This is a genomic window from Enterobacter cloacae complex sp. I1M (genome assembly GCF_014982425.1).
GTDB classification, from domain to species: Bacteria; Pseudomonadota; Gammaproteobacteria; order Enterobacterales; family Enterobacteriaceae; genus Enterobacter; species Enterobacter intestinihominis.
On the sequence record NZ_JADCLG010000005.1, the window covers coordinates 43,945 to 68,365 of the forward strand.

Annotated in this window: 19 protein-coding genes; 3 read left to right on the forward strand and 16 right to left on the reverse strand. The window is 56.2% G+C overall.

What is annotated here, in order from left to right; genetic code table 11:
- The first annotated feature begins 25 nt into the window (after nt 1-25).
- Entirely contained in the window at nt 26-1,423 is a 1,398-nt protein-coding gene (locus INF86_RS01890; RefSeq protein WP_032626005.1) for an MFS transporter, read from the forward strand.
- A gap of 17 nt (nt 1,424-1,440) precedes the next feature.
- On the opposite strand, the gene queE is transcribed toward INF86_RS01890, so the two are convergent.
- From queE to INF86_RS01905, 3 genes are read right to left on the reverse strand one after another with little or no spacing between them, the layout of a single operon-like run.
- A complete protein-coding gene (gene queE / locus INF86_RS01895) occupies nt 1,441-2,112 on the reverse strand; it encodes a 7-carboxy-7-deazaguanine synthase QueE (protein WP_006811780.1) in 672 nt (223 codons plus the stop codon).
- Nucleotides 2,113-2,166: 54 nt separating this feature from the next.
- Complete coding sequence (locus tag INF86_RS01900; RefSeq protein ID WP_063163539.1) at nt 2,167-2,874, reverse strand: N-acetylmannosamine-6-phosphate 2-epimerase; 708 nt, start codon at nt 2,872-2,874, stop codon at nt 2,167-2,169.
- On the reverse strand, nt 2,874-4,433 hold the full coding sequence (locus tag INF86_RS01905; RefSeq protein ID WP_063163567.1) for a maltose/glucose-specific PTS transporter subunit IIC: 1,560 nt from the start codon (nt 4,431-4,433) through the stop codon (nt 2,874-2,876). The genes INF86_RS01900 and INF86_RS01905 overlap by 1 nt, the downstream gene beginning before the upstream one ends.
- A 166-nt stretch (nt 4,434-4,599) precedes the next feature.
- Between INF86_RS01905 and INF86_RS01910 the strand changes: the two genes are divergently transcribed.
- Entirely contained in the window at nt 4,600-5,424 is an 825-nt protein-coding gene (locus INF86_RS01910; RefSeq protein WP_015571725.1) for a MurR/RpiR family transcriptional regulator, read from the forward strand.
- Between the two features lie 52 nt (nt 5,425-5,476).
- On the opposite strand, the gene eno is transcribed toward INF86_RS01910, so the two are convergent.
- The 5 genes from eno to rlmD form a co-directional block, all read right to left on the reverse strand.
- The gene (eno, locus tag INF86_RS01915; protein ID WP_022649201.1) at nt 5,477-6,775 is read right to left on the reverse strand and encodes a phosphopyruvate hydratase; all 1,299 of its coding nucleotides are present in this window, start codon (nt 6,773-6,775) and stop codon (nt 5,477-5,479) included.
- Between the two features lie 82 nt (nt 6,776-6,857).
- The gene (gene pyrG / locus INF86_RS01920; RefSeq protein ID WP_022649202.1) at nt 6,858-8,495 is read right to left on the reverse strand and encodes a glutamine hydrolyzing CTP synthase; all 1,638 of its coding nucleotides are present in this window, start codon (nt 8,493-8,495) and stop codon (nt 6,858-6,860) included.
- Nucleotides 8,496-8,718: 223 nt separating this feature from the next.
- The gene (mazG, locus tag INF86_RS01925; protein WP_022649203.1) at nt 8,719-9,510 is read right to left on the reverse strand and encodes a nucleoside triphosphate pyrophosphohydrolase; all 792 of its coding nucleotides are present in this window, start codon (nt 9,508-9,510) and stop codon (nt 8,719-8,721) included.
- A 66-nt stretch (nt 9,511-9,576) separates the two neighbouring features.
- A complete protein-coding gene (relA, locus tag INF86_RS01930; RefSeq protein ID WP_022649204.1) occupies nt 9,577-11,808 on the reverse strand; it encodes a GTP diphosphokinase in 2,232 nt (743 codons plus the stop codon).
- Between the two features lie 51 nt (nt 11,809-11,859).
- The gene (rlmD, locus tag INF86_RS01935) at nt 11,860-13,158 is read right to left on the reverse strand and encodes a 23S rRNA (uracil(1939)-C(5))-methyltransferase RlmD (RefSeq protein WP_193543170.1); all 1,299 of its coding nucleotides are present in this window, start codon (nt 13,156-13,158) and stop codon (nt 11,860-11,862) included.
- Between the two features lie 57 nt (nt 13,159-13,215).
- On the opposite strand from rlmD, the gene barA reads away from it, so the two are divergent.
- Complete coding sequence (gene barA / locus INF86_RS01940; protein ID WP_022649206.1) at nt 13,216-15,975, forward strand: two-component sensor histidine kinase BarA; 2,760 nt, start codon at nt 13,216-13,218, stop codon at nt 15,973-15,975.
- Between the two features lie 49 nt (nt 15,976-16,024).
- Here barA and INF86_RS01945 read toward each other — a convergent pair whose 3' ends face one another.
- The 8 genes from INF86_RS01945 to syd all read right to left on the reverse strand — a co-directional run bounded on the left by INF86_RS01945 (nt 16,025) and on the right by syd (nt 24,359).
- Nucleotides 16,025-17,170, reverse strand: a complete 1,146-nt coding sequence (locus INF86_RS01945; protein ID WP_193543171.1) for a glycerate kinase — start codon at nt 17,168-17,170, stop codon at nt 16,025-16,027.
- A gap of 77 nt (nt 17,171-17,247) precedes the next feature.
- Nucleotides 17,248-18,585 (reverse strand): glucarate dehydratase, encoded by a 1,338-nt coding sequence (gudD, locus tag INF86_RS01950; protein WP_046618678.1) that lies wholly within the window; start codon nt 18,583-18,585, stop codon nt 17,248-17,250.
- Nucleotides 18,586-18,600: 15 nt separating this feature from the next.
- Nucleotides 18,601-19,941 carry an enolase C-terminal domain-like protein gene (locus INF86_RS01955; protein WP_193543217.1) on the reverse strand — a complete coding sequence of 447 codons (1,341 nt, stop codon included), beginning with the start codon at nt 19,939-19,941 and terminating at the stop codon, nt 18,601-18,603.
- On the reverse strand, nt 19,941-21,296 hold the full coding sequence (gudP, locus tag INF86_RS01960; RefSeq protein WP_003862734.1) for a galactarate/glucarate/glycerate transporter GudP: 1,356 nt from the start codon (nt 21,294-21,296) through the stop codon (nt 19,941-19,943). Before gudP ends, INF86_RS01955 begins: the two co-directional genes overlap by 1 nt.
- Before the next feature lie 308 nt (nt 21,297-21,604).
- Nucleotides 21,605-22,054: a flavodoxin gene (locus tag INF86_RS01965; RefSeq protein WP_022649212.1), complete on the reverse strand. Its 450-nt coding sequence runs from the start codon at nt 22,052-22,054 to the stop codon at nt 21,605-21,607.
- A 15-nt stretch (nt 22,055-22,069) separates the two neighbouring features.
- Nucleotides 22,070-22,855, reverse strand: coding sequence for a tRNA pseudouridine(65) synthase TruC (truC, locus tag INF86_RS01970; protein ID WP_193131767.1), 786 nt, complete (start codon nt 22,853-22,855; stop codon nt 22,070-22,072).
- The gene (locus INF86_RS01975; protein ID WP_022649214.1) at nt 22,852-23,181 is read right to left on the reverse strand and encodes a YqcC family protein; all 330 of its coding nucleotides are present in this window, start codon (nt 23,179-23,181) and stop codon (nt 22,852-22,854) included. Before INF86_RS01975 ends, truC begins: the two co-directional genes overlap by 4 nt.
- Nucleotides 23,182-23,813: 632 nt before the next feature.
- On the reverse strand, nt 23,814-24,359 hold the full coding sequence (gene syd, locus INF86_RS01980) for a SecY-interacting protein (RefSeq protein ID WP_022649215.1): 546 nt from the start codon (nt 24,357-24,359) through the stop codon (nt 23,814-23,816).
- Between the last annotated feature and the right edge of the window lie 62 nt (nt 24,360-24,421).

Below are 24,421 nucleotides of genomic sequence, written 5' to 3' on the forward strand. Positions count from 1 at the left end.
CGCACCTTCCGGGGAGGGCTGCATTATGAGTACCGTTTCCCTGACAGACGCATCCGCCTACGCCGGTAACGATCGGCTGCTGGCGGGTATCGTCATGAGCGTTCTGACCTTCTGGCTGTTTGCCCAGTCGGTTATCAACGTGGTTCCGGCCATGCAGAATAGCCTCGACATTGCCCTCGAAACCCTTACGCTGGCCGTCAGCCTGAGCGCGTTGTTTAGCGGCTGTTTTGTCGTAGCCTGCGGTGGGTTTGCCGATAAGTTTGGGCGCATGCGCCTGACCATGACAGGCCTGATTTTGAGCATGATCGGAAGCGGTCTGCTGTTCATTTCATGGGAGCCCGTCCTGTTTCTGTTGGGAAGAGCGATACAGGGGCTATCCGCGGCCTGCATCATGCCCGCCACGCTGGCGCTGATTAAGACCTGGTATGAAGGGAAAGCACGCCAGCGCGCAATCAGCTTCTGGGTTATTGGTTCATGGGGCGGGAGTGGCCTGAGCTCGTTTGTGGGAGGCGCCATCGCCACCACGCTGGGCTGGCGCTGGATTTTTATTTTGTCGATAGTGGTGGCTCTGGTCGCGCTATTGCTTATCCGCGCCACGCCGGAAAGCCGCAGCCCTGATGCGTGTCGACACAAGCTGGATATCAGCGGCCTGGTGAGTTTTGTCCTTATGCTGGTGCTGTTCAATCTGTTTATCAGCAAAGGACACAGCTGGGGCTGGAGCAGCAGTTTATCGCTTCTTGTACTGTGTGGAGCCGTGATTGCACTGATGTGCTTTGTCGTTACCGGGCGGCGGAAGGGCGATGCGGCATTGATCGATTTCGCCCTGTTTAAAAACCGTGCCTATAGCGCCTCGGTATTCTCAAATTTCCTGCTCAACGGCTGCATTGGCACCATGATGATCGCCAGCATCTGGTTGCAGCAAGGCCATCATCTGTCACCGCTACAGACCGGCATGATGACGCTGGGGTATCTGGTTACCGTACTGGCGATGATCCGGGTGGGTGAAAAACTGCTTCAGCGCTATGGCGCCAGGCTGCCGATGATGACCGGCCCGCTGCTGACCGCAACAGGTATTACGCTGATTTCATGCACCTTCTTAAGCAAAGAGGTCTACATTGTCACCGTCTTTCTGAGCAATATTTTATTCGGGCTGGGGCTCGGATGTTACGCCACGCCCTCAACGGACACGGCGGTAATGAATGCCCCTGAAAACAAAGTGGGGGTGGCTTCAGGGATCTATAAGATGGGCAGTTCCCTGGGCGGCGCAATGGGGATCGCGGTCACCGCATCGCTATACGCCCTATGGCTGCCGATGGGAACGGCCAGTGCCGCGCAGTATGCCTTGCTGTTCAACAGTGCGATTTGCCTTGGGTCGGCAGTCGTGACCTGGGCTTTACTGCCAACAACAAAAGCCCCGCGTTAAGCGGGGCCACACAAGTATCAGGCAATGTTCAGATATTTGTGCGTCTGCATCGACAGGCGCCAGTTGCGGGCGATACAGGTTTCAATGCACAGACGGGTTGCATCGTCTTTCTGGCTGATAGGCTGTAGCGCGATCACGCGCTGCTTTTCGTCCGTCAGCGTCGCCAGCAGTTCGTCCAGCGCTTCGATGTCACGCACGCGCCCCACCGGATGTTTGATCTCATCCGCACGCTCAAGCGCCTGCGACAACACGTCATAACCGCCACGCATATTCACTTTCGGTGAAACCGTTACCCACGTTGAATGGGAGCAGCGCACTTCATGGGTACCGCTGGTTTCGATCTGACAGCTATAGCCGTTCTTCTCGAGCAGTTCGGTGAGGGGCATCAGATCGTGAATGCAGGGTTCCCCGCCGGTGATCACAACATGCCGCGCCGTCCAGCCCTGACGACCAATAATGGCAAGCAGATCTTCCGCGCTGCCCGCGCCCCATTTATCGCTCTCTTTGGTTTTAGCCAGAATGCTGAACAGCGACACTTCCCGATCTGCGAGCTTATCCCACGTATGTTTGGTATCACACCAGGCGCAGCCAACCGGGCATCCCTGTAAACGAATAAAGATAGCGGGAACGCCGGTAAAGTAACCCTCGCCTTGCAGGGTCTGGAACATCTCGTTAATCGGGTACTGCATAGTCAACTCTGTTAAGGGAATAAACGATAAGTATCGCAGATCCCCGTCAGATGATCATGCTCCATCGGTGCTTTGCGCGCCAATTGCCGCCATAAACCGTTCCGTAATTTGCTGCGGTCGGGTGATCGCCCCGCCGACGACAACCGTATGCGCACCCAACTCCAGACACCTGGCCGCGCGATCGGGGGTATCCACGTTACCTTCGGCAATCACGGGGATCGTGACGGCAGACAGCACCTCTTTCAAAAACGCGCAGTCATTTTCCGGTAGCGAATGGCCCGCGGTCTCTGCCGTATAACCGTAAAGGGTGGTTCCGACACAATCAAACCCCAGCGCCTGCGCGGTCACGGCCTCCTGCACGGTGGCAATATCCGCCATCAGCAGCAGCGAAGGGTAACGGGTGCGGATCTGCGCGATCAGCATGCCCAGCGATACGCCACCGGGCCGTTTCCGGGCGGTCGCATCCAGCGCAACGATGTCCGGGGCGACCGCCATCAGCTCATCCACTTCTTTGAGCGTCGCGGTGATAAACACCTCGCTATCCGGATAGTCCCGTTTGATGATGCCGATGACCGGCAGTGAGACCAGCCCTTTGATAGCCTTGATATCCACCACGCTATTGGCGCGGATCGCAGCGGCACCGCCCTGGGCTGCCGCCAGCGCCATTCGCGACATAATAAACGGGCTGTGCAGCGGTTCATTTTCCAGCGCCTGGCAGGAGACGACCAGTTTTCCTTTCAGGTTATCCAGTACAGTTTTCATTACGATAAGATCTCTTCCACTTCGTTTTTGATAAGGGTGACGTGCGGGCCATAGATGACCTGGACACCGTTGCCGCGGACGATAACGCCGCGCGCGCCGGTCGCTTTCAGTGCTGCTTCATTAACTTTGCTACCGTCTTTCACCGTGACGCGAAGACGCGTGGCGCAGCAGTCAACGTCATCCAGATTGTCTCTTCCACCCAATCCGGCGATCACCGCCGCGGCACGCTCGCTTTGCGGCATGGTAGCCTCGTCAGCCAACGCCTCCTTTTCACGGCCCGGCGTGGCAAAATCAAAACGTTTAATCAGATAGCGGAAAGTACAGTAGTAAAGGAAGAACCACGGTACGCCTACCAGCGGGACGAACATCCAGTTAGTTTTCGCTTCACCCTGCAAAATGCCGAACAGCACGAAATCAATAAACCCGCCGGAGAAAGTTTGCCCGATGGTGATATGCAGCATGTGCGCGAGCATAAACGCCAGCCCGTCAAACAGCGCATGAATGACGTACAGCACCGGCGCAATAAACAGGAATGAGAACTCGATGGGCTCGGTAATGCCCGTCAGGAAAGAGGTTAACGCCGCTGACAGCAGCAGCCCGGCTACGCGCTTCTTGTTCTCGGGTTTAGCCGTGTGGTACATCGCCAGGCAGGCGCCCAGCAGGCCAAACATCATCGTAATAAAGCGCCCGGACATGAAGCGCGACGTGCCCTCATAGAAGTGCTGGGTGTTCGGGTCCGCGAGCTGGGCAAAGAAGATCCGCTGCGTGCCCTCAACCAGGTGACCGTTAACAATTTCACTGCCGCCAAGCGCGGTGGTCCAGAACGGCAGATAAAAGATGTGGTGAAGGCCAAACGGGCCAAGCATGCGCAGGATGAAGCCGTACAGCAATGTCCCCAGATAGCCGGTGGCATCCACCAGACCGCCAAGGCCAAAGATCAGCTTCTGAAAATGCGGCCAGACCACGGTCATCAGCGCGCCGACAAGTATCGCCGCCAGCGAGCTGATAATGGGAACGAAGCGCGAGCCGCCAAAAAAGCCCAGAAATTGCGGAAGCGCGATTTTATTAAACCGATGATGCAGTGCGCAGGTCACAAGCCCAATAACGACCCCACCAAACACGCCCGTTTCAAGCGTCTGAATACCCAGCGTCATGCCCTGCCCTACGGCGCCCGGGTTCTCATGCGCCAGTTTTCCGGTCAGGATCAGCAGCGCATTGATAGTGGCATTCATCACCAGATAAGCGAGTAATGCCGCCAGCCCTGCCGTACCTTTATCATTTTTTGCCAGCCCAACGGCGACCCCAACAGCAAACAGTACCGACAGGTTTGCGAACACAATCGAGCCTGCACTGCTCATGATGGTAAAGATGGCCTGTAGCCAGCCAACGTCTAAAAATGGATACGCGGTAAGCGTATTCGGATTCGATAGCGCCCCGCCGATCCCCAACAACAGACCTGCTGCGGGCAGTATGGCGATAGGTAACATAAAGGATTTGCCAAAGCGCTGCGCTTTTTCAAACCATCCGCCGGAAGACGCTCCGCTGAACATTTGCATCATTTTTTTATCCCCCTGGTTGTTGATGAAAATTTTTACCACATATAATTTTAATTGTGAAAATTACCACCAAAAACCAGGACGCCGATCATACTTTTTCGAAATGACTGGCATCTCTCCCCCGCTTTCCGCCACACTAGTTGGCAGAGAAACGCATTAAGGATCTAGCATGTCGGACCATGAAAACCTGCTGCTGAAGCTACGCCAGGAGGCTTCCGGGTATAGCCCAACGCAACAAAAACTGGGGGAGTTTGTTCTCAACGATCCTGCCAGGGTGCTCTACCTGACGATCACCGAGCTGGCGCGTGAAAGCGGCACCAGCGAGGCCAGCGTCACACGCCTTTGCCGCACGCTGGGCTGTAAGGGATATAACGAATTTAAAATGGCGCTTGCGCTGGATATTCAGCAGGGTTTGCCAGAGCGTCAGGCAGGAGATGCGATAGATAACGTGGTGGATGAGTCTGTCCAGGCGCTGCAAGATACCGCAAAACTCCTCGACCGGGCCCAGCTTGAACAGGCGACACTGGCCCTGCATCAGGCGCAATCAGTGCAAATTTACGGGGTGGCGGCCAGCGCGATTCTGGGGGAGTATTTGCATTACAAGCTGCTGCGACTCGGCAAACCTGCACAGCTGTTTAGCGATATGCATCGCGCCGCCATGAATGCGACGACGCTCTCGAAAGAGACGCTGGTGGTGGCCATCTCAAGTTCTGGCTCTACACGGGATCTGCTTCACGTGGTGAAACTCGCCCGCAAGCGTGGCGTTAAGGTACTGGCGCTCAGCAATACACCCCGCAGCCCGCTGGCCTCCCTGAGCGATTTACAGCTGGTTGCAGCCAAGCCCGAGGGACCGCTGAGCGCGGGTGCGCTCAATGCCAAGGTTGGCGTGATGCTGCTGGTTGAACTGCTTACCACTTCCCTTATTGCAGTAGACAGCCATTACGGTGACGTAAGCCAGCAAACGGCCAGCGCCACGCTGCCGCTTCTGCTATAGAAAACAAAAAACCCGCCGAAGCGGGTTTTTTCATAAGAACGAAAGTTCAGGCTTATGCCTGGCCTTTGATCTCTTTACGACCGTTGTAAGGTGCTTTTTCGCCCAGCGCTTCTTCGATACGAATCAGCTGGTTGTATTTAGCAACACGGTCAGAACGGCTCATAGAACCGGTTTTGATCTGGCCAGCAGCGGTACCCACAGCCAGGTCAGCGATGGTAGCGTCTTCAGTTTCGCCAGAACGGTGAGAGATAACAGCGGTGTAGCCAGCGTCTTTCGCCATTTTGATCGCAGCCAGCGTTTCGGTCAGAGAACCGATCTGGTTGAATTTGATCAGGATGGAGTTAACGATGCCTTTCTCGATGCCTTCTTTCAGGATCTTGGTGTTGGTTACGAACAGATCGTCACCAACCAGCTGGATTTTGTCGCCCAGTACTTTGGTCTGGTATGCGAAACCATCCCAGTCAGACTCGTCCAGACCGTCTTCGATAGAAACGATTGGGTACTGTTTGGTCAGGTCTTCCAGGAAGTGGGTAAACTCTTCGGAGGTGAACGCTTTGTTGCCTTCGCCAGCCAGAACGTATTTACCGTCTTTGTAGAATTCAGATGCTGCACAGTCCATCGCCAGGGTGATGTCTTTGCCCAGCTCGTAGCCTGCTGCTTTAACCGCTTCAGCGATAACAGCCAGCGCTTCTGCGTTAGAACCCAGGTTTGGCGCGTAGCCACCTTCGTCACCAACAGCAGTGTTCATACCTTTAGCTTTCAGAACTTTAGCCAGGTTGTGGAACACTTCAGAACCCATACGCACCGCTTCTTTCAGGGATTTCGCGCCAACAGGCTGAATCATGAATTCCTGAATATCAACGTTATTGTCTGCGTGCTCACCACCGTTGATGATGTTCATCATTGGTACAGGCATGGAGTATTTGCCTGGGGTGCCGTTCAGTTCAGCGATGTGCTCGAACAGTGGCATACCTTTAGCAGCAGCGGCTGCTTTGGCGTTCGCCAGGGAAACTGCCAGGATTGCGTTCGCACCGAAGTTAGATTTGTTTTCAGTACCGTCCAGATCGATCATGATCTTGTCGATGCCAGCCTGATCTTTGGCATCTTTGCCAACGATAGCCTGAGCAATAGGACCGTTAACAGCGCCAACCGCTTTCAGTACGCCTTTGCCCATGAAACGGGATTTGTCGCCATCACGCAGTTCCAGCGCTTCGCGGGAACCTGTAGATGCGCCTGATGGAGCAGCAGCCATACCGACGAAACCACCTTCCAGATGAACTTCGGCTTCAACGGTCGGGTTACCACGGGAGTCGATGATTTCACGACCGATGACTTTAACGATTTTGGACATTAGATTTTCCTCAGTACAAGTTAAACTAAAACTCCAGACAAACAACGCGTACCAGGGGTACGCGTTGCCGTTCTAACTTTTTTTACTTCGCCTGACGCTTCTGGTACTCGCTGGCGGCTTTCACGAAGCCTGCAAACAGCGGATGCCCGTCACGCGGCGTTGAAGTAAATTCCGGGTGGAATTGGCAGGCCACGAACCACGGATGGTTTGGCACTTCGATGATCTCGACTAACTGATCATCCCCGGAACGGCCCGCAACACGCAGACCCGCAGCTTCAATTTGTTTCAACAACATGTTGTTGACTTCATAGCGGTGACGATGGCGCTCGGTAATCACCGGCTCGCCGTACAGCTTGCGAACCACGCTATCGTCTGACAGCTGGCAGGCCTGTGCGCCAAGACGCATGGTGCCACCCAGATCGCTCTTCTCGGTACGGACTTCGACGTTACCGTCTTCGTCGCGCCATTCCGTAATCAGCGCCACGACAGGGTACTTACAGTCTGGCACAAATTCCGTAGAGTTCGCGTTTTCCATTCCCGCTACGTTGCGCGCAAATTCAATCAGCGCAACCTGCATACCCAGGCAGATGCCGAGGTATGGAATATTGTTTTCACGCGCATAGCGTGCAGTGGCGATCTTGCCTTCAACACCACGGTAGCCGAAGCCGCCAGGGATGAGAATCGCATCCAGATCTTTGAGAATTTCGACGCCGCGCGTTTCAACATCCTGCGAATCAATCAGCTTGATGTTGACGGAGACGCGATTCTTCAGACCACCGTGCTTCAGCGCCTCGATAACTGACTTATAGGCATCCGGCAGTTCAATATACTTGCCGACCATACCGATAGTCACTTCGCCGCCCGGATTGGCTTCTTCGTAAATCACCTGCTCCCATTCAGACAGGTTAGCTTCCGGACAGTTCAAGCTGAATCGTTTACAAATATAATCGTCCAGACCCTGTGATTTCAACAGGCCCGGGATTTTATAAATGGAATCGACGTCTTTCATTGAAATAACGGCTTTTTCAGGCACGTTACAGAACAATGCAATTTTCGCGCGTTCGTTCGCTGGAATCGCACGATCGGAACGGCAAACCAGGATATCAGGCTGAATACCGATGGAGAGCAACTCTTTAACGGAGTGCTGAGTCGGTTTGGTTTTCACTTCACCTGCTGCCGCCATGTAAGGCACCAGCGTCAGGTGCATGAACAGCGCGTTCTCACGACCAATATCTACCGCCAGCTGACGAATCGCTTCGAGGAACGGCAGGGATTCGATATCCCCTACGGTACCGCCGATTTCAACCAGCACAACGTCATGCCCTTCGCCACCGGCAAGGACACGCTCTTTAATGGCGTTAGTGATGTGTGGGATGACCTGCACGGTCGCGCCCAGGTAGTCACCACGGCGCTCTTTACGCAGAACGTCAGAGTAGATACGGCCAGTCGTAAAGTTGTTACGACGGGTCATTTTGGTACGGATGAAACGCTCGTAGTGGCCAAGATCCAGATCGGTTTCAGCGCCGTCTTCAGTAACGAACACTTCCCCGTGTTGGGTTGGGCTCATGGTGCCAGGATCGACGTTGATGTACGGATCCAGTTTCATCATGGTCACATTGAGGCCACGGGCTTCAAGAATGGCTGCGAGGGAGGCTGCGGCAATGCCTTTACCCAGAGAGGATACGACCCCGCCGGTCACAAAAATATAGTTCGTTGTCATGCTGAACCTGAGAAGTTAGGGTGAAACGATGGAATAACCAAGACGGGAAAGTAGTATACCCGAACACGACGAGCGCCACAAACTTTCATTCTCCGTCTCCTTCCCAGGCCATGACAAACATAAGGAGTGAGAAAATAGCCCCTTTTGGGTAAATGTTTTTGACGCAAATCAAGCGCTTGTCATTTAAAAAATCACACAAATTGCGCTTGATCGCAAAATTTCGTTAGAGATCATGTTCCTGGCGTTTTACTTCCTGCCAGACTTCTTCCATCGCCTCGAGGTCAATGCCGCTCATTTCCAGGCCGCGCGAGGCCACAATGCGCTCAACTTCACGGAAGCGACGTTCGAATTTAATGTTCGCTTTTTGCAGGGCGGTTTCCGCTTTTACACCGAGGTGGCGAGAAAGGTTGACGGTCGCGAACAGCAGATCGCCCATCTCCTCTTCCAGCTTTGCTTCATCCACAACGGCCTGCTGCGCTTCATGCATCACTTCGTCGATCTCTTCGTGCACTTTTTCCAGCACCGGGCCGAGAGAGGTCCAGTCAAACCCTACCGCCGAGCAGCGCTTTTGAATTTTGTGCGCGCGCATCAGCGCAGGAAGGTTCAGGGGAATGTCGTCCAGCGCCGAGTGCTGGGATTTTTCAGCGCGTTCGGCGCTTTTGATCTGCTCCCAGCGCGCCAGCACTTCCGCACTGTTGCCTGCGGAGGCATCGCCAAAGATATGCGGATGACGGCGCTCCAGCTTGTCGCTGATAGCGGCGCAGATGTCGTCAAAGTTAAAGCGCCCCTCTTCCTGCGCCATCTGAGCGTAGAACACCACCTGGAACAGCAGGTCGCCAAGCTCACCGCGCAGGTCGTCGAAATCTTCGCGCGAAATCGCGTCCAGCACTTCGTAGGTCTCTTCCAGCGTGTAAGGCGCAATGGTGGCGAAAGTCTGCTCTTTATCCCACGGGCAGCCGTTTTCCGGGTCGCGCAGGCGTTTCATGATGCCAAGCAGGCGGTCGATTTGAGTCATAGTTCTGTCCTGATGTCAAAATGCCGGGTGGCAGCGTTGCCTTACCCGGCCTACAGAAGAGGATGTTCAGCCGCCGTGCAGACGACGCGCGTCAATCACATCCGGCACCTGGTTCAGTTTACCGAGCACCCGGCCCAGCACCTGCAGGTTATAGATTTCGATGGTCATATCGATGGTGGCAAGCTGCTCGCGGGTATCGCTGCGGCTGGCAACGCCCAGCACGTTGACCTTCTCGTTGGCGAGAATGGTGGTGATGTCGCGCAGCAGGCCACTGCGGTCGTTGGCAGTGACGCGCACCACCAGCGAGTAGCCAGCGGAGTAGCTTTCACCCCAGACGGCTTCCACGATACGTTCCGGCGCATGCGATTGCAGCTCAGCAAGCTGATCACAGTCGGAGCGGTGAATTGAGATCCCGCGCCCCTGGGTGATAAAGCCGACAATATCGTCACCCGGTATCGGCTGGCAGCAGCGGGCAATATGGTGCATGAGGTTACCCACCCCTTCAACCACCACGCGGCCATTGTCCTTGCTGCGCTGCTGCGGAGCGTAGGTTTTCTGCTGGAGCTGTTTCAGCGCTGCCGCATCCTGCTCTGCCGCGCTTGGCTTGTTGAACTGCGCTTGCAGGAAGTTCACCATCTGGTTCAGGCGGATATCGCCGCCGCCAATCGCCGCTAACAGTTCGTCGAGCTCGTTGAAGTTGTAGCGCGGCAGCAGGAACTTCTCCGCCTCTTTCAGGTTTATCCCGATATGCTCCAGCTCGTCGTCAAGGATCTGACGACCGGCAAGGATATTCTTGTCACGATCCTGCTTGCGGAACCAGGCGTGAATTTTAGAGCGCCCGCGGCTGGTGGTCACGTAACCGAGGTTTGGATTCAGCCAGTCGCGGCTTGGGTTTGGCTGCTTCTGGGTGATGATTTCAATCTGGTCGCCCATCTGTAGCTGGTAGGTAAACGGTACGATACGTCCGCCGATCTTCGCCCCGATGCAACGGTGCCCCACGTCGCTGTGAATGTGGTAGGCGAAATCGAGCGGCGTAGAGCCTGCCGGCAGATCAACCACATCCCCTTTCGGGGTAAAGACGTAGACGCGATCGTCGAAGACCTGACTGCGCACTTCGTCGAGCATTTCGCCGGAGTCGGCCATCTCTTCCTGCCACGCAATCAGCTTACGCAGCCAGGCGATACGGTCCTCGTGTCCGGAGCGCGCGCCGCCGGAAGTGCCTTCTTTGTACTTCCAGTGCGCGGCGACGCCCAGTTCGGCGTCTTCGTGCATCTGTTTAGTACGGATCTGAATTTCCACAGTTTTGCCGCCGGGGCCAAGCACCACGGTGTGGATGGACTGATAGCCATTCGGTTTGGGGTTCGCGACGTAGTCATCGAACTCATCCGGCAGATGGCGGAAGTGAGTATGTACTATCCCCAGCGCGGCGTAGCAGTCCTGGAGACGCTCCGCCACGATACGCACGGCGCGCACGTCAAACAGCTCGTCAAAGGCGAGGTGTTTCTTCTGCATTTTGCGCCAGATGCTGTAGATGTGCTTCGGACGCCCGTAGACCTCGGCGCGCACATTCTCCTCTTTCATCGACTGGCGCAGCCCGCTGACAAATTCCTCGATATAGTGTTCGCGGTCGATGCGGCGTTCGTGCAGCAATTTGGCAATGCGTTTGTATTCCGCCGGATGCAGATAGCGGAAGCAGTAATCTTCCAGCTCCCACTTCAGTTGCCCGATACCCAGACGGTTCGCCAGCGGCGCATAGATATTCGTACACTCTTTGGCGGCCAGGACGCGCTCGTCTTCCGGCGCATCCTTCACTTCGCGCAGATGGGCAACCCGTTCGGCCAGCTTGATCACCACGCAGCGAAAATCATCCACCATCGCCAGCAGCATGCGGCGGACGTTATCCACCTGCTCGGAAGAGACAGAATCCGTTTGCGCGGCTTTCAGTTGACGGATGGCGGCCATATCACGCACGCCGTGGATGAGCGCCACGACGGACTGGCCGACGCTTTCACGCAGCACGTCTTCCGTCACCACGTTAGCATCTGCCAGTGGGAACAGCAGTGCGGCCTGTAGCGTTTCGATATCCATGTTAAGCATGGAGAGAATTTCAACCATCTCCACGCCGCGCCACAACAGCAGTTCAGCGTCCGGATGCCCCTGCGTTGTGCGTAAACAATAGGCCCAGGTTTCGGTTAAGCGTTCACACGACTGCTGGCTGGAAATCCCCAGACTTGCGATCCATTTTTGAGGGTCAAACTCACCAGCTTTATTTAAATGTGCACTTCTTACCGCAACCATCGTCCTCTCCTTTAGGGACAAGGGCCTGTCGAAGTCGACAAGCCAAACTCATTAGATGTGCTCGAACAACACCATTGATTCCAGATGTCCAGTGTGCGGGAACATGTCCAGCATTGCCAGACGCCGAATCTGGTAACCCCCGCTCAATAATGCTTCGCTGTCACGGGCCAGCGTCGCCGGGTTACAGGAAACATAGACCACGCGTTCAGGCGCGAGTTTAATTATATGCTGCATCACGCCCGGCGCACCTGCGCGCGCCGGATCGAGCAGGATCTTATCAAAGCCCTGCTTAGCCCACGGTTGCTGAGTAACATCATCCTCAAGATTTTGATGAAAGAATGTCACATTTTGCAAGCCGTTCTGTTGGGCGTTCTCCTGGCCTTTCGCCACCAGCGCCTCAACGCCTTCCACCCCAACCACGCTTGCGGCTTTGCGGGCCAGCGGCAGGGTAAAGTTGCCCATACCGCAGAACAGATCGAGCACCCGATCGGTGGGCTGAACGTCAAGCCACGCCAGCGCGTTCGCCACCATCTGCTGGTTCACGCCGTCGTTGACCTGGATAAAATCCCGCGGGCTGAACGTTAAGCGTAGCCCGTCTGACGCATACCAGGGCGCGTCTCCGCTAACCTGCTCAAGTATCTCGCTTTGCGGCGCGAGGAAAAGCGCAAGCTCATGAGAATGCGAAAAGCGTTCCAGTTTTTCGCGATCTGTCCTGGACAGCGGTGCGGTGTGGCGCAGCACCATCAGCGGGCCGCCGTTGGCCAGCACCAGTTCGACATGGCCCAGCGAACGCACACCATCCAGCGATGCAAGACAGTGGTGCACGGCCGGGAGCAGTGCCTCAAGTTGGGGCACCAAAACAGGGCATTGCGTGATGGAGACGATATCGCTGGAGCTGGCTTTGCGAAAACCCATCTCCAGCCGTTCAGTTTTTGGCTGGTAGCTTAGACTCAGGCGAGCGCGGCGACGGTAGCCCCACGGCTGGTCAGCAACGATGTCACTGACGTCATGTTTTAGCAGGCGGGCCAGCGCGTTGCTTTTACTTTTTTGCTGTAATTCTGTGCTGGCATGCTGTTGCTGACAGCCTCCGCAAACGCCAAAATGGGGGCAGCGAGGCGTCACGCGCTCCGGGCTATCATTAAGACGGCGCTTGACCTGGCCGCGCGCATACTGGCGTTTGTCTTCCGTCAGCGTAATATCTGCGCGTTCTCCTGGCAGCAAACCTGTGATAAACAGTGTCTTACCCTTGTGACGCGCTACCCCCTGTCCAAAAGGATCGAGGTCAGAGGCTTCAACAGTTATGATCTGACGCGTCGTCACGCGTCGTTTTGCAGAGTAGAATTGCGCCATCGCCGAGATTGTTCTCAAATAAACATAATTAGCCTGATTGTCCCATAACGGAACTCCATGACCAACTACAGCCTGCGCGCGCGCATGATGATTTTGATCCTCGCTCCTACCGTTCTCATCGGTTTGCTGCTGAGCATTTTCTTTGTGGTGCATCGCTATAACGATTTGCAGAGACAGCTTGAAGATGCCGGGGCCAGCATTATCGAACCGCTGGCCGTCTCCAGCGAGTACGGTATGAACCTGCAAAACCGTGAATCCATTGGTCAGTTAATCAGCGTGCTGCACCGCCGTCATTCAGAGATTGTGCGCGCCATTTCCGTTTACGATGAGCATAACCGTCTTTTCGTCACCTCGAATTTCCATCTGGATCCCACGTCGCTGAAAATCCCGGAAGGTACCCCTTTCCCGCGTCATCTCACGGTCCTGCGGCGCGGCGATATCATGATCCTGCGCACGCCGATTATCTCAGAAAGCTATTCACCCGACGAATCCGCCCAGTCCGATGCGAAGTCCAGCAATAATATGCTGGGATATGTGGCGCTGGAGCTGGATCTCAAGTCGGTGCGGCTTCAGCAGTACAAAGAAATATTCATCTCCGGCGTGATGATGCTGTTCTGTATCGGCATCGCGTTGATCTTCGGCTGGCGGCTGATGCGCGACGTCACGGGGCCTATCCGTAACATGGTGAATACCGTTGACCGGATCCGCCGGGGTCAGCTGGACAGCCGCGTGGAAGGCTTCATGCTCGGCGAGCTGGATATGCTGAAAAACGGCATCAATTCAATGGCGATGTCGCTGGCGGCATATCACGAAGAGATGCAGCACAACGTTGACCAGGCCACCTCTGACCTGCGCGAAACGCTGGAGCAGATGGAGATCCAGAACGTGGAGCTGGATCTGGCGAAAAAACGCGCTCAGGAGGCGGCCCGTATTAAGTCTGAGTTCCTGGCAAACATGTCACATGAGCTGCGCACGCCGCTGAACGGGGTGATTGGCTTCACCCGTCTGACGCTCAAAAGCGAGCTCAACCCGACCCAGCGTGACCACCTGCATACCATTGAACGCTCAGCCAACAACCTGCTGACCATTATTAACGACGTACTGGACTTCTCGAAGCTGGAAGCGGGCAAGTTGATTCTGGAGAGTATCCCCTTCCCGCTGCGCAGCACACTGGATGACGTGGTCACGCTTCTCGCCCACTCCTCGCATGATAAGGGGCTGGAACTGACGCTCAATATCAAAAATGACGTACCGGATAACGTCATTGGCGACCCGCTGCGCCTGCAACAGGTCATCACCAATCTGGTGGGCAACGCGATTAAGTTCACCGAGAGCGGCAACATCGACATTCTGGTCGAAAAAAGGGCGCTCAGTAATAATAAGGTCCAGATTGAAGTTCAGATCCGGGATACCGGCATCGGCATTCCGGAGCGCGATCAGTCGCGTCTGTTCCAGGCGTTCCGCCAGGCCGATGCGAGCATTTCCCGTCGTCACGGCGGAACGGGCCTGGGTCTGGTGATCACCCAAAAGCTGGTGAAAGAGATGGGAGGCGATATCTCCTTCCACAGCCAGCCTAACCGGGGCTCGACCTTCTGGTTCCATATCAATCTTGATCTTAATCCGAACGTGCAAACCGACGGTCCGGTCACCGACTGCCTGAAAGGGATGCGTCTGGCCTATGTGGAACCGAACGCCGCCGCGGCGCAGTGTACGCTGGATGTATTAAGCAGCACGCCGCTGGAGGTGGTCTACAGCCCGACCTTCTCCGCGCTGGCGAACGATCATTACGATATTCTTTTGCTGGGGATTCCGGTGACATTTACCGGAGAACTGACCATGCAGCAGGAACGGCTGGCAAAGGCTGCCTCAATGACGGACTACCTGCTGCTGGCTCTGCCGTGCCACGCCCAAATCAACGCCGAAGAGCTTAAAAACGACGGGGCGGCGGCATGTCTGCTGAAACCCCTCACCGCCACACGGCTGTTACCTGCGTTGACTGAATATTGCCGTCTGACGCATCAGTCCCTGCCGCTGGAAAACGACGAACATAAGCTGCCGATGACGGTGATGGCCGTGGATGATAACCCGGCAAACCTTAAGCTGATTGGCGTGCTGCTTGAGGATCAGGTTCAGCACGTTGAGCTGTGTACCAGCGGCGCCGAAGCCGTAGAACAAGCCAAACAGATGCAGTTTGACCTGATCCTGATGGATATTCAGATGCCGGGCATGGATGGCATCCGCGCCTGCGAATTAATTCGTCAGCTTCCACACCAGCAGCAGACGCCGGTGATTGCCGTGACGGCGCACGCGATGGCGGGACAAAAAGAGAAACTGCTGGGTGCGGGCATGAACGATTATCTGGCGAAACCGATTGATGAAGAGAAGCTGCACAGCCTGCTGCTGCGCTACAAACCGGGTCACATTGGCGGGACGTACACCATTTCAGCTGAATCACCGGAAATCAGCGTTAACCAGAATGCCACGTTTGACTGGCAACTGGCGCTGCGCCAGGCAGCAGGCAAAGCCGATCTGGCCCGCGATATGCTGCAAATGCTGGTGGACTTCCTGCCTGAGATCCGTAACAAGGTTGAAGAACAGCTGGTGGGCGAAAACCCTGAAGGGCTGCTGGAGGCCATCCATAAACTGCACGGTAGCTGCGGCTACAGCGGCGTGCCGCGGTTGAAAAATCTCTGCCAGCTGCTTGAACAGCAGCTCCGCGCGGGTACGCCAGAATCCGATCTTGAGCCGGAGTTTCTGGAGCTGCTGGACGAGATGGACAACGTGACGCGGGAAGCGATGAAGGTGTTGGGAAGCTAAGAAAAAGCCCGGTGGCGCTTCGCTTACCGGGCCTACAGGAGCACGATCGTTAACGCGACATCCCCTGCCCCACCTTTATGGCCGCCGCAATATTCCTTGCGGCCATCTGTACATTCTGTTGCGCATTTTCCAGCGCATCCTCCAGCGAGCAGATGGTGTAAATCACGCTGAATACCGCATCCAGTCCGTGCTCGTGCACCACGCCAACATCCGCCGTCAGGCTGCCGGCAATGCCGATAACCGGTTTGTTATAGCGTTTCGCGACTCTCGCCACGCCAACGGGCACTTTGCCGTGGATCGTCTGGCTGTCGATACGGCCTTCGCCCGTGATCACCAGATCGGCGTCCGCGACCTGTTCATCGAGATGCAGGGCATCGGTGACAATCTCAATCCCCCGACGAAGCTGCGCCCCGCAAAATGCATACAGCGCCGCCCCCATTCCGCCAGCTGCTCCGCCCCCCGCCAGGTTTAAGACGTCAATATCCAGATCCCTGGCGATAATGTTTGCGTAATGCGCAAGCGCGTTGTCCAGCGTCCTGACCATCTCCGGCGTCGCCCCTTTCTGAGGACCGAATACCGCAGAAGCGCCAGTGTCGCCAATCAGGGGGTTGGTCACATCGCAGGCCACTTCAATTCGACAGTCTGCCAGCCGCTCATCCAGCCCACTAAGATCGATATGCGCAAGGCTTGCCAGTTCGCCGCCGCCCGGCCCAACGGGCTGTGCTTTCGCATCCAGCAGTTTTACGCCCAGCGCCTGCACCATGCCTGCGCCACCGTCATTGGTCGCGCTGCCTCCAATGCCAATAATGATATGCTTAACGCCCGCATCCAGCGCATGACGGATCAGTTCCCCGGTCCCCCACGAGGTGGTGATTAACGGGTTACGCTTTGCAGGAGCAACAAGCTCCAGACCGCTCGCGGCCGCCATCTCGATAAACGCGCTTTTCCCGTCTCCGGATAACCCGAAAAACCCTTCCACGTGTTCTCCCAAAGGCCCGGTAACGGGAACATGGACAAGACGCCCATGGGTGGCTGCCACCATCGCTTCCACCGTCCCTTCGCCGCCATCGGCAACCGGTAATTTGACGTACTCCGCTGAGGGGAAAATTTCGCGAAAACCGACCTCTATCGCTGTCGCCACCTCCAGCGCGCTCAAGCTTTCCTTATACGAGTCCGGAGCGATAACAATTTTCATAAGCCATCCTTACGCATGTTAGTTACGTTAAGCATACACCACGTAAGGGACCGCTCATGGGAGCGGTCCCAGTTGGCTTATCGTACCATGCACGGACGTTTATTGTCGAATGACCACTCTGGGATCAGGTACTGCATCGCCAGCGCATCATCACGTGCGCCCAGCCCGTGTTTCTGGTAAAGCTCGTGCGCTTTCATGACCTGATCCATATCCAGTTCAACGCCCAGCCCCGGCGTAGCTGGAACCTGCACCATCCCCCCCTTGATCTCAAACGGCTGTTTAGTCAGGCGCTGATTGCCCTCCTGCCAGATCCAGTGGGTGTCGATAGCGGTAATGTTGCCCGGCGCAGCAGCCGCTACGTGGGTGAACATCGCCAGCGAGATGTCGAAGTGGTTGTTGGAGTGCGAGCCCCAAGTCAGGCCGAACTCATGGCACATCTGCGCCACGCGAACCGAGCCTTGCATCGTCCAGAAGTGCGGGTCTGCCAGCGGAATATCCACCGATTGCAGCGAGAGCGTGTGCCCCATCTGGCGCCAGTCGGTCGCGATCATGTTGGTGGCGGTTGGCAGCCCGGTGGCGCGACGGAACTCCGCCATCACTTCACGTCCAGAGAACCCCTGCTCTGCGCCGCACGGATCTTCCGCGTAGGCCAGCACGCCTTTGAGCTGCTTACCAATTTTGATCGCCTCTTCAAGCGACCAGGCACCGTTCGGATCCAGCGTGACGCGCGCCTGCGGGAAGCGCTTCGCCAGCGCGGCAATCGCCTCAGCTTCTTCTTCACCCGCCAGTACGCCGCCTTTCAGCTTGAAGTCATTAAAGCCATATTTTTCATACGCGGCTTCAGCCAGGCGCACCACCGCATCCGGGGTCATCGCTTCATCGTGACGCACACGATACCAGTCGCATTTTTCGTCCGGCTGGCTCTGGTACGGCAGCGGGGTGAGTTTGCGGTTGCCGATAAAGAACAGGTAGCCGAGCATTTCCACTTCGCTGCGCTGTTGGCCGTCGCCCAGCAGGGAGGCGACATTGACGCCCAGATGCTGGCCTAGCAGATCCAGCATCGCGGCTTCAATACCCGTGACCACATGGATAGTGGTACGCAGATCAAACGTTTGCAGACCACGGCCACCCGCATCACGATCGGCAAAGGTCGTACGCACGCTGGTCAGCACATTTTTGTACTCGCCCAGCGTTTTACCCACCACCAGCGGAATGGCGTCCTCCAGCGTTTTACGGATCTTCTCCCCGCCCGGGATTTCACCGACACCGGTATGCCCTGAGTTGTCCTTGATCACCACAATATTACGGGTGAAGAACGGCGCATGGGCGCCGCTCAGGTTCATCAGCATGCTGTCATGTCCCGCGACAGGAATGATCTGCATGGAGGTGACTACAGGGGTAGAAAATGTGCTCATCGTTCGATCCTTTTATCAGTGACGTCCAAATACAGGGCGCTTACGGTCAAATGTCCAGCCGGGGATAAGGTACTGCATCGGGCCTGCGTCGTTGCGCGCGCCGCCCGGCAGTTTTTTATACGCTTCATGCGCCTTGTGGATCTGATCCCAGTCAAGCTCCACGCCCAGCCCCGGCGCATCCGGTACGGCAATGGTGCCGTTTTTGATTTCAAGTGGAGTTTTGGTCAGGCGCGCTTCGCCTTCCTGCCAGATCCAGTGCGTATCGATGGCGGTCGGGTTACCCGGCGCCGCTGCGCCAACGTGGGTAAACATCGCCAGCGAAATGTCGAAATGGTTATTGGAGTGGCAGCCCCAGGTGAGCCCCCAGTCATCGCACAGCTGCGCCACGCGCACTGCGCCGGAAAGGGTCCAGAAGTGCGGATCAGCCAGCGGTATGTCCACCGCATTCAGCATCACCGCGTGGCCCATTTCGCGCCAGTTAGTGGCGATCATGTTGGTCGCAACCGGCAGCCCGGTAGCGCGGCGGAATTCGGCCATCACCTCGCGACCAGAAAAGCCCTGCTCGGCGCCGCACGGATCTTCCGCGTAGGTCAGCACGTCGCCCAGTCCTTTGCACAGCGCGATAGCTTCATCCAGCCGCCAGGCGCCGTTCGGATCGACGGTGATGCGTGCCTCCGGGAAGCATTTTTTCAACGCGCGCACGCTGTCAATCTCCTGTTCGCCCGGCAGAACGCCGCCTTTCAGCTTGAAGTCTTTAAAGCCGTAGCGATCCTGCGCCGCCTCTGCCAGGCGTACCACCGCCTCGCCAGAGAGCGCTTCCTGATGACGCAGGTGATACCACGCGTGGCTGCCCGGCGAGCGCTCCAGATACGGCAGATCGGTTTTCGTCCGGTCGCCAACGTAGAACAGATAGCCCAGCACCGTTACTGCATCACGCTGTTTGCCTGGCCCCAGCAGTTCGCAGACCGGCACGTTCAGCGCCTTGCCCAGTAAATCAAGGAGAGCCGCCTCCAGCGCCGCCACCGCGTTAACGCGCAGTTCAAACGTCCAGGCGCCTTTGCCGAAGGTATCAAAATCAGCCGACTGGTTGCCCTTATGCACCCGCTGAACCACCTTGTTCAGGCGGGCGACCTCCTGCCCAACCACCTGCGGGATGGCGTCGACCAGCGTCTGGTAAATCACCTCTCCGCCAGGCGCTTCCCCGACGCCGGTATTCCCTGCGCTGTCGGTCAGCACCACGATGTTGCGGGTGAACCAGGCGTTATGCGCGCCGCCAATGTTGAGCAGCATGCTGTCCTGACCCGCCACCGGGATGACTTTCATCTCCGTCACGATCGGGCTTGATTGCGTTGTCATCATCCGCGCTCCCCAACAGGTTTCAGTTCGATTCGTTTGATGTCCCCCACCAGCACCAGGTAACTGAGTACCGCCACCAGCGCATGGACGCCTACATAAATCAGCGCACCATTGAAGGAGCCGGTGGTGCCGACGATGTAACCGATAGCGATTGGGGTGACAATGCCGGAAATGTTGCCAAACATGTTGAACAGACCGCCGCTCAGGCCGCTGATCTCTTTCGGCGCGGTATCTGCCATCACCGCCCAGCCCAGCGCGCCAATGCCTTTACCGAAGAAGGCCATCGCCATAAAGCCGATAATCATCCACTCCGCGCTGACGTAGTTACAGAACACCATGGTCATGGAGAGCAGCATGCCGAGCACGATTGGCGTTTTACGCGCAATATTCAGCGAACCGGTGCGACGCATCAGCCAGTCGGAGATGACCCCGCCGAGCACCCCGCCCACGAAGCCGCAGATGGCTGGCACAGAGGCGACAAAACCCGCCTTCAGAATCGACATCCCGCGCGCCTGCACCAGGTAAACCGGGAACCAGGTGATGAAGAAGTAGGTTAAGGCGTTAATGCAGTACTGGCCGAGATAGATACCGATCATCATCCGTGAGCCGACGAGCTGTTTGATCTGCCCCCATTTCTGGCTGAACGGGACTTTTGCTTTCTGGGTTTTCTGATCCATGTTGATCAGCGCCCCGCCTTCAGCAATGTAGTCCAGCTCTTTCTTGTTCACGCCCGGGTGCTGGTTTGGTTCGTGGATCACTTTCAGCCAGATAAAGCTGATGACGATCCCCAGCCCGCCCATGAAGAAGAAGACGTGCGACCAGCCCACTTCGTGCGTCAGCCAGCCCATAATTGGCGCGAAAATAACCGTCGCAAAGTATTGCGCCGAGTTAAAGATTGCTACCGCCGTTCCCCTCTCCTGCGCCGGGAACCAGGCGGCCACAATGCGGCTGTTACCCGGGAAAGATGGCGCTTCCGCTAAACCCACCAGGAAGCGGAGGGTAAAGAGCGCAATGATAATGCCGAAGCCGCTGAAGATATCCACGAAGCCCTGTAACAGGGTAAACATCGACCAGATGAAAATGGACCAGAAATAGACCCGTTTTGAGCCAAAGCGGTCCAGCAGCCAGCCGCCAGGGATTTGGCCGATTACGTAGGCCCATGAAAATGCGGAGAAAACATAACCCATACCCACCGGATCAAGTCCGATGTCCTTTGCCATCTCAGAGCCGGCAATGGATAACGTGGCACGGTCGCCGTAGTTGAAAGAGGTGACGATAAACAGCATCACCACTATCCAGTATCGGGCGTTGGTGCGCTTCTCAGCGCTGCTCGCCGCGTGGCTTAATGTACTCATTGTTGCACTCCTGAAACATAGCTTTCGCCTGGTTCATTCTGTACAGCACCTGTAGGGTAATCAGAATGAGAGATTTGTGTTTGGTTTTGGTACGGCCCGAAGCCGTTTTATAGTGACGGGAAAAGTATATGAAGGAGTGACCGGTTCTCTCACCGTGCAGAAACACAACATTGACGGGCGTGGGGAACGTGGTTTGGGGCATAAGCCCAAAGTGGTGGAAGATACTTCACGGAATTGAGGATATGGTGCAGCTTCGTTGCCGGGTGGCGGCTACGCCCTACCCGGCCTACAGCTCGTATAGTACAGGGTTAGTTCAGGAGCGTGGCCCAATGTTCAACCCAGGGATTTGACTCGCTTTCCGGTTCGGGGTGCTCGCCAGCATCAATCAGTAACATCTCGCCGACCCGCTGAGCGTGCTGTTCCTGCAACAGCGCGTCGAACTGCTTACCGCCGCCGCAGAAATTGGCGTAAGAGCTATCGCCGAGGGCGATGATGCCATAGTGAACATCTGGCTGATAGCCAAGCTGGTCTTTAATGCCCTGGAAAAGCGGGACGATGCTGTCCGGGAGATCGCCCTGCCCGGTGGTGGAGGTCACCACCAGAATGTATTTATCTTTATACTTTTCCCAGTCCGCCAGCTCCGGGTCTTCATAGACCGTTGCTTTATGGCCCTGATTGACGAGGATTGCTTCTGCTTCCTCCGCAACCAGCAGCGAGTTGCCGTACATCGTGCCGACAAAAATACCTACTTCAGCCATGCTTTGCTCCCGTAATTATTGCGCTTGCTGTTCATCCTGAACGTTGCCTGCGGCAAACTCAACCCTTTCATTTTCGGGGAGTTGTCCCAGCCAGCCAAACTGTGACAGCGCCTGCATCCAGACCTCGTCCAGCCCCGCGCGAATAGTCAGCGGTTCGCCGGTAAACGGGTGCGTCAGGCTTAGCTCGCTGGCGTGCAGCATCAGTCGGTTACAGCCAAAGTGCTCTGCCGCGCTGCGGTTCTGCCGCAGATCGCCGTGCTTGCTGTCGCCGATAATTGGGTGGCGCAGATGTGCAAGGTGGCGGCGAAGCTGGTGCTTGCGCCCGGTTTTGGGCAAAAGCTCAACCAGACTGTATCGCGTAGTGGGAAATTTGCTGGTCGCCACCGGCAGTTCTGTGGTCGCCATACCGCGATAGTTGGTCACCGCAGGCTGCGGACCTTTATCTTCGCGGGCAAATTTATCGGCGATTTTATCCAGTTCCTCCACCAGCGGATAATCCAGCGTGGCGGAATCCGTCAGCCAGCCGCGCACAATGGCGTGGTAGCGCTTCTGGATCTGGTGCTGTTCAAACTGCTGCGACAGCAGGCGCCCGGCCTCACTGGAAAGCCCCATCAGCAGAACGCCAGAGGTTGGCCGATCCAGACGGTGGGCAGTAAAGACGTGCTGACCGATTTGGTCGCGCACGGTTTGCATAACAACCACTTTCTCATCGCGATCGAGCCAGCTTCGGTGTACCAGCCAGCCGGACGGTTTATTCACCGCCACCAGCCACTCATCCTGATACAGGATCTCAAGCGTCATGCATCGTCACCGGCGAAAAGCGTATCCAGCTTTTCCAGCTCAACCAACATAACGTCGCGCGCCGGGTGGGTCGCCTCCAGCGCCATTTCGTAATAGGGAGAGACGGCAAACGCCTGGGGCAACGCGTGTCCCCCTTCCAGCAGCGCGTGCATGCGCGGAATTAATACCCACTGGAGCCATTCGAATGGAGACAGCGTATCCAGACAAAACGGCTGGGTGCTGGCGAACGCGTCTGGCTGCGGCGCACTTTCCTGCCACAGCTGATGCTGGCGCATAAGGGCTTCGATGGCGTGCAACTGCGCACGAACGCTATCGTGATGCGTCATAGTAACCTCAACTGAAAAACGGAATGGCGCGAAGCATAGCATTGCGGAAGACAGAAATAAAAAAAGGGAGCACTGTAAAAACAGTGCTCCCGGTTCGTTTCGCAGCATTCCAGCTACAATACGTGCTCCCTGCTCATCCGTGACAACTTTTCCTGATGCCCGAAGGCCTGTTCATCCTTTTACCTTTTGCTTCCTGCTCACATCATCCTGACGTGTAGGTTTCGTCCTGAAACGTCCTGGCCATCCTGACCCACCGACCATCCTGACCGGCTCACGTTCTCCTTCCTGGAGGTGTCCCTTACGCATCCTGCGTGATCCACTTTGCTTCATCCTGAAGCCTTCCTGCGGCGTCGTCCTGACGTGTTCCTGGTGAGAAACGCCATCATCCTGATGTTCGTTTCTCGCGTCGGCATCCTGTCGACACAGATAGAATCCGCTATTCTGCCTCGTCTTACAACCCACCCTGTGAGCAAGGTAAGCTTGGCGAAACGGGGATAATCGTTTCAGGAAATCGCTAACCTGTTGAAAGGGAAGTTAATATTAATCTGAAATCCCTAAGACAAAGCTAATTGTTTCGGCGATGTCTCACAGTGCGTGTAAGAGATCTCTCACACGTCCAGTAGCATCATGGATTACAGAAGCGGCTCAAGTCGGGTAAGAAAATCCGCAAGAGAAGGCGCGAGAACGTCGCGATTGCGGGTGCCGAGCGTCTCTTTAATGACCTCGCCAGACAGGTTGCAGACTGAAATGACGTCCAGTTCACTGTCGAGCGTCGCAATAAAGAGAGTCGGGGAGAGCTTAAGGCGTTTTTGCGTGACCAGGTGACCAATGAGGTTTTCCTGAACGCGTTGAAGATCGTCTTCGCTCCAGGTTTGCAGCAGCGTCAGCGGCTGTCCTGCAAAACATGCAGTCATATCCCCGGCAAACTGCGTGGTATAAATTGCATGAAGCGCAGGTTGTATCACAATGTCCATTGCGCGTTCAACCGCATTTACATTCTGCTCGCCCGTGAACGGTTTCGGTTGCCAGATAACGTAATCATCCTGCGAAGCGATAATGCACGGTGACGGCACGCCATATAAGTCAGTACTTTGCGGCCACGTCCCCCGCTTTTCATGCCAGGCATCGCAATAGCGGGTCGTGAAGGACGTCAGGGCATTTGCAGTTTCGATATCCACCGATTTCTCTCTTCTTGTAAGACAGGATAAACTCAGCCCCTAAGTGTACCTGTAAAGTGGCT